15 protein-coding genes are annotated in these 12206 nt (G+C 63.1%); 11 read left to right on the top strand and 4 right to left on the bottom strand.

The features are described 5' to 3' along the window. Positions 1 to 135 precede the first annotated feature (135 nt). The 8 genes from C9F13_RS03635 to C9F13_RS17430 all read left to right on the top strand — a co-directional run bounded on the left by C9F13_RS03635 (position 136) and on the right by C9F13_RS17430 (position 7314). Complete coding sequence (locus tag C9F13_RS03635; RefSeq protein ID WP_108444842.1) at positions 136 to 1215, top strand: NAD(P)-dependent alcohol dehydrogenase; 1080 nt, start codon at positions 136 to 138, stop codon at positions 1213 to 1215. Positions 1216 to 1730: 515 nt separating this feature from the next. Beyond that, a complete protein-coding gene (locus C9F13_RS03630) occupies positions 1731 to 2069 on the top strand; it encodes a hypothetical protein (protein ID WP_108444841.1) in 339 nt (112 codons plus the stop codon). A 99-nt stretch (positions 2070 to 2168) separates the two neighbouring features. Beyond that, the gene (locus C9F13_RS03625) at positions 2169 to 2387 is read left to right on the top strand and encodes a GDCCVxC domain-containing (seleno)protein (RefSeq protein WP_108444840.1); all 219 of its coding nucleotides are present in this window, start codon (positions 2169 to 2171) and stop codon (positions 2385 to 2387) included. A gap of 118 nt (positions 2388 to 2505) precedes the next feature. Beyond that, positions 2506 to 3351, top strand: coding sequence for an MOSC domain-containing protein (locus C9F13_RS03620; RefSeq protein ID WP_108444839.1), 846 nt, complete (start codon positions 2506 to 2508; stop codon positions 3349 to 3351). A 165-nt stretch (positions 3352 to 3516) separates the two neighbouring features. After that, the gene (locus C9F13_RS03615; protein WP_157955163.1) at positions 3517 to 4320 is read left to right on the top strand and encodes a methyltransferase domain-containing protein; all 804 of its coding nucleotides are present in this window, start codon (positions 3517 to 3519) and stop codon (positions 4318 to 4320) included. Positions 4321 to 4862: 542 nt separating this feature from the next. Further along, entirely contained in the window at positions 4863 to 5687 is an 825-nt protein-coding gene (locus C9F13_RS17440; RefSeq protein ID WP_157955162.1) for a hypothetical protein, read from the top strand. Positions 5688 to 5779: 92 nt separating this feature from the next. After that, a complete protein-coding gene (locus C9F13_RS17435; protein WP_157955161.1) occupies positions 5780 to 6697 on the top strand; it encodes a hypothetical protein in 918 nt (305 codons plus the stop codon). Continuing rightward, the gene (locus C9F13_RS17430) at positions 6694 to 7314 is read left to right on the top strand and encodes a hypothetical protein (protein ID WP_157955160.1); all 621 of its coding nucleotides are present in this window, start codon (positions 6694 to 6696) and stop codon (positions 7312 to 7314) included. The genes C9F13_RS17435 and C9F13_RS17430 overlap by 4 nt, the downstream gene beginning before the upstream one ends. Before the next feature lie 225 nt (positions 7315 to 7539). Here the strand turns inward: C9F13_RS17430 and C9F13_RS03610 are convergent, their stop codons facing one another. Both C9F13_RS03610 and C9F13_RS03605 read right to left on the bottom strand, forming a co-directional pair. Continuing rightward, positions 7540 to 7878: a hypothetical protein gene (locus tag C9F13_RS03610; RefSeq protein WP_108444837.1), complete on the bottom strand. Its 339-nt coding sequence runs from the start codon at positions 7876 to 7878 to the stop codon at positions 7540 to 7542. 120 nt (positions 7879 to 7998) lie between these two features. Beyond that, a complete protein-coding gene (locus tag C9F13_RS03605) occupies positions 7999 to 8448 on the bottom strand; it encodes a YHS domain-containing (seleno)protein (RefSeq protein ID WP_108444836.1) in 450 nt (149 codons plus the stop codon). 163 nt (positions 8449 to 8611) lie between these two features. On the opposite strand from C9F13_RS03605, the gene C9F13_RS03600 reads away from it, so the two are divergent. The 3 genes from C9F13_RS03600 (at position 8612) to C9F13_RS03590 (ending at position 10544) form a co-directional block, all read left to right on the top strand. Beyond that, positions 8612 to 9052: a YtoQ family protein gene (locus tag C9F13_RS03600; RefSeq protein ID WP_108444835.1), complete on the top strand. Its 441-nt coding sequence runs from the start codon at positions 8612 to 8614 to the stop codon at positions 9050 to 9052. A gap of 48 nt (positions 9053 to 9100) precedes the next feature. Then, positions 9101 to 9454, top strand: coding sequence for a DUF488 domain-containing protein (locus tag C9F13_RS03595; RefSeq protein ID WP_108444834.1), 354 nt, complete (start codon positions 9101 to 9103; stop codon positions 9452 to 9454). Positions 9455 to 9569: 115 nt separating this feature from the next. After that, the gene (locus tag C9F13_RS03590) at positions 9570 to 10544 is read left to right on the top strand and encodes an alpha/beta hydrolase (RefSeq protein ID WP_108444833.1); all 975 of its coding nucleotides are present in this window, start codon (positions 9570 to 9572) and stop codon (positions 10542 to 10544) included. A 13-nt stretch (positions 10545 to 10557) separates the two neighbouring features. On the opposite strand, the gene C9F13_RS03585 is transcribed toward C9F13_RS03590, so the two are convergent. Next, the gene (locus tag C9F13_RS03585) at positions 10558 to 11373 is read right to left on the bottom strand and encodes a peptidoglycan-binding protein (protein WP_108444832.1); all 816 of its coding nucleotides are present in this window, start codon (positions 11371 to 11373) and stop codon (positions 10558 to 10560) included. Between the two features lie 192 nt (positions 11374 to 11565). Continuing rightward, positions 11566 to 12204 carry a response regulator transcription factor gene (locus C9F13_RS03580; protein WP_108444831.1) on the bottom strand — a complete coding sequence of 213 codons (639 nt, stop codon included), beginning with the start codon at positions 12202 to 12204 and terminating at the stop codon, positions 11566 to 11568. Positions 12205 to 12206 lie beyond the last annotated feature (2 nt).

Raw genomic sequence — 12206 nt, 5'->3', positions numbered from 1 at the left:
TTGTCGTTGGGGGAGGGCAGTGCGTGATGGCACGGGCACCAAGTCGAGGCGTCCTTGACGTGCATCACGGGCAAGAGTGTCACATGGCTGCTATAGCTTAACCGCTTATATTCTAATGCACGCCAGGAGCCCTGCATGCCCGCCATGATGAAAGCCGCCATCTTCGTCGAACCCGGCCGCATCGAGATCGACGACAAGCCGGTGCCGGAGATCGGTCCCAACGACGCCCTGATCCGGGTGACCACCACCACCATCTGCGGCACCGACGTGCACATCCTCAAGGGCGAGTATCCGGTGGAGCGGGGCCTGACCGTGGGCCACGAGCCGGTGGGGGTGATCGAGAAGCTCGGGGCCAACGTTCAGGGCTACCGGGAAGGGCAGCGCGTCATCGCCGGGGCGATCTGCCCCAGCTTCACCTCCTACGCCTGCCAGGACGGCTGCAGCGCCCAGGACGGCGGCCATCGCGGACACGGCTACAAGCCCATGGGCGGCTGGCGCTTCGGCAACACCATCGACGGCGCCCAGGCCGAGTACCTGCGCGTGCCGGATGCCCAGGCCAACCTCTCGCCGGTGCCCGATGGCTTGAGCGACGATCAGGTGCTGATGTGCCCGGACATCATGTCCACCGGCTTCGCCGGGGCGGAATCCGCCAATATCCGCATCGGCGACAGCGTGGTGATCTTCGCCCAGGGACCCATCGGCCTGTGTGCCACCGCCGGCGCCCGGCTGCGCGGCGCCGGGCTGATCATCGCCGTGGACGGGGTCGACGAGCGGCTCGAGATGGCCCGCAAGATGGGCGCCGACGTGGTCATCGACTACCGCAAGGTCGACGTGGTCTCCGAGGTGCTGAAACTGACCGGCGGGCGCGGCGTGGATGCCTCCATCGAGGCGCTGGGGCTGCAGCAGACCTTCGAGTCCGCCCTGCGGGTGCTCAAGCCCGGCGGCACCCTGTCGAGCCTGGGCGTCTACTCCGAGGACCTCACGATCCCCCTGGACGCCTTCAGCGCGGGCCTGGGCGATCACCGCATCGTCACCTCGCTCTGCCCCGGCGGCAAGGAGCGCATGCGCCGGCTGATGCAGATCATCGACAGCGGCCGCCTGGACCTCGGTCCCATGGTCACCCACCGCTATCCGCTGGAGCGGATCGTCGACGCCTACGACCTCTTTTCCCACCAGCGCGACGGCGTGCTCAAGATCGCCCTCGAGGTGTCGTGAGCCGCCATCGTCCTGCATGACCGGGCGGCATCCGGCCGCCCGCTCCTTGTCCGTCCGCCGCCCGCACCACGCCACGGCCGTGGTGCGGGCGGCGTGTCGTGCCGTTGGCCCTTCTGGCAGGAATAAGGCGAGGGGTTTCACTGGCCGAGAGGGGACGATAAGCTGTCTCACTTCACTACCCCTTGTGGTTCAGCGTGGCGTTATACTATCGCCCTGCGATGCAGGCCCCTGATGTGGCGCGCCCTCGGGCGGCCCCTCGGCTTCGCATCGGTACGATCTTTCGATAGGCACTCTTTCGACAGGCAGTCTCGCCTGGACGACGCCTGAGCGCGCGTCCAGCCGACGGCCGGTAGTCGTAAGCCTTGCGACCATCGCCATTGTCACTCGCCACCACGTCATCGCAGCGAGGCTCTCCGGCTCTGTTGCCATGGCGTGTCGAACCGGCGCCGTCGAGCGATGGATGTCGCCCCCTTTGATCACCCGCCGCATGTGCCCATGCGGCCCACGGAGCAACGATGGAAACAGAACTGAGCGAATTCGAACAGGTGATGCGTCGCCAGATCGAGGACTTCATGAGTCCCAAGCAGGGCGAGGCGAAGCGCCGCGATGCGAAAGCCGCGCCGAGCGCCGCCGCGCCGGCGCCCAAGGCGCCCCGCAGCAAGGCCGCCGGCGCGCCGAAGACCGGCCATCGGGTCAAGCTGGCGGTGCGCACCAAGCCGCTGGAGATGGACACCGAGTTCGAGCACATCTCCACCAGCATCTCCAAGATCGAGGCCCAGCTCGAGGCCGAGAAGGCCGCCAAGAAGGCCGGCTACCCGATCATCGGCTACGTGATCGAGACCCAGCGCCTCTGAGGCCGCTTCCTCGGGACGCCCACCCGCCACGCCGCGTGAGGCCCTTCACCGGAGGGCTATGCTGAAGAGAGAGCCACCCACGCCCGCGAGGAGTCCGGCATGACGGAGATCGTCACCACATCGACCCTGACCTGCCCGGAGTGCGGCCATCGCAAGACCGAGACGATGCCCACCGACGCCTGCCAGTATTTCTACGAGTGCGAGCAGTGCCACCGCCTGCTGACGCCCGAGGCGGGCGACTGCTGCGTCTTCTGCTCCTACGGCGACGTGCCCTGTCCGCCGGTCCAGCAGGACCCGGGCTGCTGCGGCGGTGAGTAACTGGCGAGTCAGGTGCGCCTGACATCGACCGCCCGTTGACGCGCCCGCGTCGCACGCCCCTTTGCCCGGCCGCCCCGGCACGGCACGATAGGGGCCCCAACGGCGAGAGGCACGACCCGTGAAGATCACCCAGCTCACCATCTACCCGGTGAAGTCGCTGCGCGGCATCTCCCTCGAGCGCGCCGCGCTGACCGAGCGCGGCCTGGCCCATGACCGGCAGTGGATGGTGGTCGACGACATCGGCCGCTTCGTCACCCAGCGCCAGCTCCCCGGCATGGCCCGAATCGGCGTGCGCCTGACCGACGAGGCGCTGGTGCTCGAGCACCCGGCCGCCGCGCCGCTCGTCGTTCCCCTCGAGCGCGCGGACCAGCCGCGCCTGCCGGTGTACGTCTGGGACGACCTTTGCCAGGCGCTGGACGAGGGCGCCGAGGCCGCCGCCTGGCTTGGCGCCGTGCTCGGCGACTTCAAGGGCAGCGGCCTGAGCCTGGTGCGCTTCGCCCCGGACCAGCGCCGCGGCGTCGAGCCCCACTACCTGGCGCCCGGCGAGCAGGCCCACACCGCCTTCGCCGACGGCTACCCCTTCCTGGTGGTCTCCGAGGGGTCGCTTGACGAGGTCAACCGCCGTCTCGCGGCCAAGGGGCTCGCGCCCGTGCCCATGGCGCGCTTCCGCCCCAGCATCGTCATCGACGCCGCCGAGCCCTTCACCGAGGACGGCTGGGACGAGCTGAGCCTTCATGACGGGGCGGTGCGCCTCGGCCTGCGCAAGCCCTGCCAGCGCTGCAAGATCACCACCGTCGACCAGGCGACCGGCGAGATCGCCGTGCCCGGCGAGCCGCTGCGCACCCTGGTGGAGATGAACACCCGCCGCGCCCCGGGCGGCTACTTCGGCCAGAACGCCATCCTGCTGGCCGGCGGCGGCCGCACCCTCGCCGTCGGCGATGCCCTGGTGGCAAGCCCGAACTGAGTCAGCAACGGGCCGAAGCAAGCCGCTCCGCCGCGCCCCGCACCGCGGCGGGGCTATACTCCGAAGAAGGGCGAGCCGCGTGATGCCGGCCGCGATCGACCGACCCCAGCCCGCCTGCTTCCGCTCCCATCGGGGGGATGGATGGGAGATAGGGGAGGGCGCACGATGAACGACACAGCGATGACCCGGGAGATCGAGGCCGCCCGCGCCTACGAGGCGCTCTTCGTCCCCGCGCTGTTCCGGCAGTGGGCCACGCCGCTGCTCGACCTGGCGCGGGTCGCGACCGGCGATCGCGTGCTGGACGTGGCCTGCGGCACCGGCATCCTCGCCCGCGAGGCGCAGCCCCGCGTCGCCCCCTGCGGCTTGGTGGTCGGCCTGGACGACATGGCCGGCATGCTCGAGGTGGCCCGCGAGCTCGCCCCGGAGATCATCTGGCGCCAGGGCGACGCCCAGCAACTTCCCTTCGAGGCCGAGGCGTTCGACGCCGTGCTGAGCCAGTTCGGGCTGATGTTCTTCGTCGACCCGCGGGCGGCGCTTGGCGAGATGCACCGCGTGCTGGTGCCGGCGGGGCGGCTCGCCGTGGCGGTGTTCGACGGCCTGGACGGCAACCCCACCTACGCCCGCGAAGTCGCTCTGCTGGAGCGCATCGCCGGCCCTGCCGCCGCGGAGGCGCTGCGCGCGCCCTTCGTGCTCGGCGACGCGGCCGCCCTGGCGGCCATGGCCCGCAAGGCGGGCTTCGAGGACGTGGCGGTGACCACCCGCCAGGGCCTCGCCGACTTCCCCAGCATCACCTCCCTGCTCGAGGCGGACCTGCGCGGCTGGCTGCCGGTGATGGGCGTGCACCTCGATGAGGCCACCATCCAGCGGGTTCTCAGTGAGGCCCAGGTCGAGCTGGGCGATGTCATCGATCCCACCGGCCGCGCGGTGTTCGAGGTCTCCGCGCACCTGCTCAGTGCCCGCCGCGGGTAGGGCCTCTGTCTTCCACGACGAGCACCTTCGCCGCCGAAATACTTCCTTCTAAGACCTATGTATTAGTCTCCACTCACACACCCAAAGGAATCTTTGGTAGCCTCTGTGTTACCAGATGTTTCCGCGTGGATGTGTGCCGTAGCCGGATGGCGACGCTTCTTTCCCGCAGCGGCCAGGAAGGCGGCACCTCACGGGCCTGTCGTGGCGGTAGCGTGCCTTCCTCTGAAATGCGGGTTTGTGGCGGTACATTTGCGTTGATAGGCGAATGTTCTCACCAAATTTTGGAAGTGGGAGCATTACTCTCTCACGGGCTGCTATCGACCCAAAGGTGACATGCCGAAAAAGGCAGCAGGCAAGCTCATTTCTGTTATGCATCCGGCAGGATGATCGGTGTTATGCTGACGAGTTATAATCAATTGTCAGGTGGTCAACTAGGTGAGAGGTGGTCAAGCGCCCAACATAAAGTTATTTAACGCGCAGGCGCGCTCACCCAATGTTAGAGTATGCAGTATAATGCCTGTTAAGGGTTTAAGGAATGAATTTTGTTAGAAAAAATTGGACATATAAAAAACCCGCTTACAGTAATAGCCATCTTTGCTGCTATAGCAGAGATTAGCGGTACTACTGTTTTGCCATTCATTGAGCCGGATAATCAGGGCCTCTACGTTTGGTTTTTAATGCTTTTTCCAGTATTCCTTGTTGGCGTGTTTTTTCTGACTCTGAATTTTAATCATAAAGTTCTATACGCTCCTTCGGATTATAAAAATGAGGACAACTTCCTTAAGTCGTTTAGCCGAGCGACTGCGGAAGAAAGAGAAGAGAAATACAGAGAGGAGTTTGAGGAGACTGCCGAGGAGACGCAGTCGGAAAACACGCAAGAGTCTAAAAGCCAGGCTGACCAAGGCCAGAAGAATTCTTTTAATAAAGATCGCAACTCTATGTTGATGGCGAATTTTTTCTTGGCCGAAAAATTGGCTATTAACAAGCTTTCAAAAGAGCTGAGTCTAGACTTTAAGACCGACGTTAGGTTTGAAACGTCCAGCCATAGAAAAATCTTCTTTGATGGTTTAGCTCTTGATGGCGATACGATTCATGCTGCTGAGATAAAGCTGTTTCGTAATGAGTATGTAAGCCCCTCGAGAATTGATAAGGTTTTACTTGAATCAGAGCTTATGAAGGGGCACCTAAAGGGAATGGATTCGAAGGAGTTTGTTCTTCACTTTGTAGCGGTGATCGATAATCCCGAAGTCGACTTGAGGAAGGTAGAGGAAAGGCTCAAGAAGTACGTTTCTAGATACGATGCTAACGTGAGGCTACACGTCGTCAGCCTCGCCGATTTGCGCAACGAATACCAATATAGTCCTTAACAAGGGCAGACGCGGCGACGCCTACTACATTGAGGCTTCGCCTACATTCCGTAGCCGCGCATGCTGGCAGCTTTAGGTTCTAGGAGGGGTGTTTGGAATCAATACTAAAAAAGAAACATTATAGAAAGGTCTTCTATAGTTTTGTTGCAATGCTCTTGGCCTTTTCGGTTACTTTGCGATACTTGGTTCTCCCGCGTTTTGATAGCTCTTTGGATGTGAGTGTCGTGAAGCTTTTTGCTTCAATTCTTGATGGTTTTTCTATCTCTCTGCTTGTTACTGTTATAATTGGAAGTTTTATTTTTTGGTTGACGCCTGAGATAGTTAAAAAGTCAGTGATGGATGTTATTGATCCAAAAGAAATTGGACCATTGTTAAAAAAGGCAATACCAGTTTCTCGCACATGGATCTATAAGGGAGCATGTGGTAGATATACTCGGGCTACCACTCTTCCAATGATGGCTCAAGCTGCAAGGCAGGCTGGCATTGGGCGGGACATAAGGATCATACTGCTTGATCCTGATAATAGTTTACTTTGCGAAGAATATGCAACTTACAGAAGAAGCTTGAAGTCTGCCAGAAATGGAGACGCTTGGACTGCGAGTAAGGTTAAAGAAGAAATAGTAGCTACAGTTATTTCTGCGTTGAGATATAAGCATGAAGAGCCGCTTTTAAGAATAGATTTGCATCTGGCAAACCACTTTTCTGCTTTTAGGTTTGATATCTCTGACAGTTATGTTGTTGTGACCAAGGAGGACAGCGAAGCTGCAGGCCTCAAGGCGGATCAAGCAACGTATTTTTATGACTCATATGTTGATGATGCTCGATTGACAGAACGGCAGTCGAAACGTGTTTTTTATTCTAAAAAAGTTCCCTTGGACGGTGACTTAACAGCTGATGCTGTGAAAGAGATAGCTTTGGAATCAAATTTAGTTTCTCAGGATGGCGTAAGAATGTTGGATTTAGAAAAAATTCTGTCGTATATAAATTGCCCCAAAGATCCGTATTCATGAACTTTAGAGATTTAAAAGATATTGATTCATGGTCGCTAAAATTAGACCAAGGGGTTGTAGGTGCTCATGGCTTGTTCTCCTGGCTAATAGAAGAAAGATTTGAGTTTTCATGGCACCCTTTGGGTTTTGCGATGTGTCGGATTGCGAAGTGGGGTCCTGTTTCATTAAGGGTACACATATGGCCCGTTGAGATGGAGAATCAACAAAAACCTGCATGGTTGATTCATGATCATCGCTTTCACTTGACGAGTTGGGTCTTGGCTGGGAGCTTGGAAAATAGAGAATACCAGATAGACTACTCAGGTTCGGATTTTGCAATTTATAACGCTAATTATTCTGGAGACAAATCGCTTTTGAACAAGACGAGCGCTAGTTGCTCAAAAAAGCTGACACGAAAAATAATACTTGGGAAAGGTGAGGTGTACGAGGTGAATTCTGGTGTTTTTCATGAATCGTTACCCAGATCGAACTGTTCCACCTTCACAATTTGCAGAACAATAGATGAATTAGATAGCAAGCCTAAGGTGCTTGGCGAAAGAAAAGGGAAAAGAACATACGCTTTTTGTCGACGTCAGGTAGAGATGCTGGAGTTGCGGGAATTGTTATCGGGAATTTAACAATTCGCATAAGTCGAACTTCCCTGGTGGGCCGTCTCTTCGACTAGCATTAGTGATCACAGACCGTCCGCTTCTGGTCGTTTCCTGCCGCTTACTCTTATTGAAGGCTCGAGGCCTTACGAACGCTAAGTTGCCTGCTCTAGCTTGCGCCGGCGCCGACCCGGCAACATACAAAAGGGCCCGCGATATCGCGGGCCCTTTTCGTTGCGCTGCCGAATCGTCTGTCTAGGCGACGTCGGCGGCCTTCTGGAAGTGCGTCCTGGCGTGGTGGTAGAGCACGCCGGCGTAGCCGTTGCGCTGCATGACCTTGAGGATCTTCGCCGGGTTGTTGTCCTCCAGCGCCTTGTGCAATTTTGCCCGCTGCTCGGCATCGAGGTCTTCGTACCAGTGGAAGGGCTCGCCGCGCGCGTCGCCGTCCTCGGCCTTGGCGATGAGGTCCATCTCGACGCGACCGCCGTGGCGGTAGAGGATGTCGTAGCCCTCCTGCAGGAGAGTCGACGGCACGTCGCTCGGCTTCTCGAGACCTTCCAGCACGTTGTAGTAGTAGTAGCTCAGCGGTTGCATTTGGCTTCTCCGGGGGTAGGCCATGGATCCGTCCCTGGCATGTGCTCCTGAACCTTCATCCTGCCTTAGCCATGGCGAGGCGCTCAATAGAAAAATGCGCCCGTCGCTGCCCCCGTCGCCTCACCCCTCGAAGATGTCCGGCCAGTGGGCGTCGGCCGCCTCGATGTAGCCGGGAATGTCGCGCTCCCAGCGCCACTGGATCCACTTGCTGTAGTTCAGGTAGAGCCTGTCGTCGACGATCTTCCAGGCCTCGGGCACGGTCGAGGCTGCATCGCCCCGGGCTGCCGCCCAGGCGCACCAGCCGCCGTACTGCGGGGCATAGGCCTCGGGGTCGGCCTGGAAGAGGGCCAGATGCTCGGCCGAGGCGAACTGCCAGGTGGCCTCGTGCCACTCCCACTGGAACTCGGGCGAGCCCGCCACCGGCTCGCCCTGGGTGAAGTAGGCCACCGGGTCGGTGCCGCCGATGGCCAGACCGTCCCGGGTGAAGATGCGTCCGTCGGCGGCCGCGCCCAGCGACCAGGCCAGGCCGATCGCCAGGGCGAGGGCCATCCACCAGCGTGTGTGCGTCATGATCGGTCTCCTCTCGAGCCTGCGTGCATGGCGCTCTGTCGCGCCGCGGCCCCCGGCCTTACAGCCCTTCACGGCGCCCGCACTGTTAAATATGGAAGGCATTTCCACTCTAGGCGCGGCTGGGCTACCATGGCGCTCTCATTTCTCTGTCCCTGGAGCCCGCATGAGCTTTTACGTCTACCTCTCCGGCGAGATCCACACCGACTGGCGCGACGAGATTCGGCGGGGCGCCGAGGCCGCCGGCCTCGATGTCGTCTTCACCGCGCCGGTCACCGATCACGACGCCAGCGACGCCGCCGGCGACCACCTGGGCCCGCAGAGCGAGGGCTTCTGGCGCGACCACAAGTCGTCCAAGGTCAACGGCATCCGCACCAAGACGCTGATCGAGCAGAGCGATCTGGTGGTGGTGCGCTTTGGCGACCAGTACAAGCAGTGGAACGCGGCCTTCGATGCCGGCTACTGCGCGGCGCTGGGCAAGCCCTACGTCACCCTCCACGGCGAGTCGATCATCCACCCGCTGAAGGAGGTCGACGCCTCGGCCATGGCCTGGGCCACCACCACCGAGCAGGTGGTCGAGATCCTGCGCTACGTGCTCAAGGCCTGAGGTCGCTCTTGGCTACACTGGGGGCGAATTTTTAGCAGGAGCTCGCCCATGGGCATTCGGCTGAAGCGCGCCTTCGAGGCGCCGGAGCCTGACGACGGCTATCGCGTGCTGGTCGATCGCCTCTGGCCGCGCGGCGTGGCCAAGGCCGAGGCACGCATCGACGACTGGCCCAGGGAGGCGGCCCCCAGCGACGCGCTGCGCAAGGCGTATCATGCCGGTGAGCTCGGCTGGGGGGCCTTTCGCCGCCGCTACCTGGCCGAGCTCAAGGCCCATCGTGAGACCCTGCGGCCGCTGGCCGAGCGTGCCGGCCGCGAGACCGTCACCCTGGTGTTCGCGGCCAAGGACGTTCGCCGTAACAATGCCGTGGTGCTGCGCCAGTACCTGGCGATGCTGCGACCCTAGCGGCGCGACCGCCACCCGGGCGACGAGGCGGCCGCGAGCTGGTCGAGCCTGGGCGCTGTGCTAGCTTGAAGGTACCGGGCAGGGACGCCTGCCGCTCACCGCGAGGTGGCCCTTCATGCTCTTCATCACCAATCGCTTCCCCACCCAGAGCATCCGCACCCGGGCGAACCGCCCCTTCGATTTCGACCTCAAGAACAACGCGGCGAGCAACTCCGTGTACTACTGCGAGGAGATCGGCGCGGGGCTGTACCTGGAGGTCGGCAGCACGGCCTTCCTGCAGCGTCTCAAGGAGTCGAAGGCGCGGCAGGTGCTGATCTACCTCCACGGCTTCTCCAACCTGCCCGAGGACGTGTTCGCCGCGGCCCGCGAGTTCCAGGACCTCTGCGATGCCAACGACCCCGGCGAGGTGCTGGTGGTGCCGCTGATCTGGCCCTGCGACAACGACCTCGGCATCGTCAAGGACTATTGGGACGACCAGGAGTCGGCCGACCTCAGCGCCTTCTCCTTCGCCCGGGTGCTGCAGCGCTTCCTCGACTGGCGCGAGGGCGATCAGTTCGCGACGGACCCCGCGCCCTGCCTCAAGCGCATCAACGTGCTGGCCCACTCCATGGGCAACCGGGTGCTGCGCGAGACGCTGCGGCTGTGGCGCAAGTACTACCTGCCGGGCGGCGTGCCGCTGCTGTTTCGCAACACCTTCCTGATCGCCGCCGATATCGTCAACGAGTCCCTGGAGGAGGGGCGCGCTGGCGAGCCCATCACCCACGCCTCGCGCAACGTCACCGTCTACTTCGCTTCCGACGACCTGGCGCTGCGGGCCAGCAAGGCCTCGAACCTGCGCAACCGCATCGCCTCGCGGCGCCTCGGCCACTCCGGCCCCGAGGACATGGAGAAGGTGGGGCGCAACGTGTTCGCCGTGGACTGCGACGAGATCAACACCCGCTACGACTTCCCCAAGGGGCACTCCTACTTCCGCTCGGGGGAGGTCTTCGGCGAGCCCGGCGTGGTGTTCCTGCACCTGTTCGCCGCGCTGAAGAGCGGCCGCGTCTTCCCCGAGGACGAGACGCGCCGCATGACCATCCTGCGCGACTGAGCCGCGTCGCGGCTCACAGCTTGGCCGCCTGCACGTGCATCCAGTCAAAGTTGCGCGTGCGGCCGAGGCTGACCCAGCCCTCTTCCTCCCAGAGCCGCCACCAGGTGTCGTATTCCGGCCGCGCCAGGCGGGCGCGGTCGCGTCCCCACTTGAGCTTGTTGTGGGCGGGATCCCAGTCGATGGCGATGCCCCAGGCGTGGGTCGACCAGGCGGTGCCGCCGCGCTTGCGCCGCTTGTTGTAGCAGCCGCCGTAGCGGTGCAGCCCCAGCTCCCTGAGCCGCTCGGGACCGTAGTGATCGTTCACTCTCACGAGGATGCGCGCCAGACTCTCCGCCACCCGCTCGTGGCAGCCGATCCCGCTCGGATGGGTACCGAGGTCCCAGGCGAGGCAGAGCTGCCAGGGGCAGGGGACCACCACCATCGGCGGCCTGCGGGTCGGCGAGCCGAGCGCCTGGTGGAGCTCCGCCTCGCGGACCCAGCCGTTGGGGTTGGCGTCGAGCGGCTCTTGATCCCGCCAGGGGGCGGGGGGCTGGCCGGTCGCCTGGATGGTGGCCAGCACCTCGGCCGCGTGCTCGGTCTGCGGGCCCCACAGGCCGTCGATGGGGCCGACCTCGATCTTCTTCAGGCGACAGGCGACCTGCAGGCAGGCGACGGCGCGTCGTCGGTCGCTCCAGGCTTCGGCGCCCGCCGGCAGCCGGTCGGCGTGGGCTTCGAGGGTGGCGTTCACCGCGGCGCGGGTCTTCGGGCCGCGCAGGCCGTCGATCTTGCCCCGGTAGCTGCCGCCCTTCGCGAGGAACCGCTGAAGGGTCCTGACGTCCGTCCTGTTCATCTCGACCTCCCCCCTGACGCGGGTCGCGTCGCTGCCGCCACCCGGGCGGGCGGCGTTTCTTGCAGTCTAGAGGCTCGAGAGGGCGTCGCCAGGCCGCCGGCCAAGGGCACGCCGAGCCGCGGGGCTGAGAAGGAGAGGGGGGCAGCAGGAGAGAGGGTGCTCTTCAGGCAGGGGCAAAGCAGGCCAGTGAGGTCAGGAGGGCGAGGGCGCGTCCGGCAGCGGGGCGACCAGCTCCAGTGCCACGCACAGGCGCACCAGCTCGGCCAGGTTGGCGGCGCCCAGCGCCTTCATGGCGCGCAGGCGATAGACCTCCACCGTCTTGGCGCTGATGCCGAGCAGGGCGGCGATCTCGCGGCTGGTCAGCCCCTCGGCCACGTGCACGAGTATCTGGCGCTCCTTGGGCCGCAGGGCAGCGTAGCGCTCGCGCAGCGCCTCGAGGCGATCCTGCGTCTCGCGGTGGCGGCGGTGCTGGGCCAGGGCCTGCTGCACGGTGTCGATCAGCTGCTGATGGTTGAAGGGCTTCTCGATGAAGTCGCAGGCGCCCGCCTTGAGCGCCTGCACGGCCATGGGCACGTCGCCGTGGCCGGTCATGAAGATCACCGGGGTGTCGTCGCCGCGCTCGCCCAGCCGCTGCTGCACCTGCAGGCCGGAGAGGCCGGGCATGCGCACGTCGAGCAGGATGACGTCGTGGCGCCCCGGCTCGGCATCGAGCAGCGCCTCGCCGTCGCCGTAGGCCAGGGTCGCAAGGCCCACCGAGTCGAGCAGCCAGGTGAGGGAGTCGCGCAGGGCCTGGTCGTCGTCGACCACGGCGATACAGGGCTTGTCGGGCACGG

The sequence above is a fragment of the Halomonas denitrificans genome (assembly GCF_003056305.1).
Taxonomy (GTDB): Bacteria; Pseudomonadota; Gammaproteobacteria; order Pseudomonadales; family Halomonadaceae; genus Halomonas; species Halomonas denitrificans.
This window is presented reverse-complemented; position numbering and strand designations above follow the sequence as displayed.

What these genes read in the sequence shown, in the direction of transcription:
- C9F13_RS03635 (WP_108444842.1), top strand. Translation starts at nt 136, where the DNA reads ATGCCCGCCATGATGAAAGCCGCCATCTTCGTCGAACCCGGCCGCATC.
- C9F13_RS03630 (WP_108444841.1), top strand. Translation starts at nt 1,731, where the DNA reads ATGGAAACAGAACTGAGCGAATTCGAACAGGTGATGCGTCGCCAGATC.
- C9F13_RS03625 (WP_108444840.1), top strand. Translation starts at nt 2,169, where the DNA reads ATGACGGAGATCGTCACCACATCGACCCTGACCTGCCCGGAGTGCGGC.
- C9F13_RS03615 (WP_157955163.1), top strand. Translation starts at nt 3,517, where the DNA reads ATGAACGACACAGCGATGACCCGGGAGATCGAGGCCGCCCGCGCCTAC.
- C9F13_RS17430 (WP_157955160.1), top strand. Translation starts at nt 6,694, where the DNA reads ATGAACTTTAGAGATTTAAAAGATATTGATTCATGGTCGCTAAAATTA.
- C9F13_RS03610 (WP_108444837.1), bottom strand. Translation starts at nt 7,878, where the DNA reads ATGCAACCGCTGAGCTACTACTACTACAACGTGCTGGAAGGTCTCGAG.
- C9F13_RS03605 (WP_108444836.1), bottom strand. Translation starts at nt 8,448, where the DNA reads ATGACGCACACACGCTGGTGGATGGCCCTCGCCCTGGCGATCGGCCTG.
- C9F13_RS03600 (WP_108444835.1), top strand. Translation starts at nt 8,612, where the DNA reads ATGAGCTTTTACGTCTACCTCTCCGGCGAGATCCACACCGACTGGCGC.
- C9F13_RS03595 (WP_108444834.1), top strand. Translation starts at nt 9,101, where the DNA reads ATGGGCATTCGGCTGAAGCGCGCCTTCGAGGCGCCGGAGCCTGACGAC.
- C9F13_RS03590 (WP_108444833.1), top strand. Translation starts at nt 9,570, where the DNA reads ATGCTCTTCATCACCAATCGCTTCCCCACCCAGAGCATCCGCACCCGG.
- C9F13_RS03585 (WP_108444832.1), bottom strand. Translation starts at nt 11,373, where the DNA reads ATGAACAGGACGGACGTCAGGACCCTTCAGCGGTTCCTCGCGAAGGGC.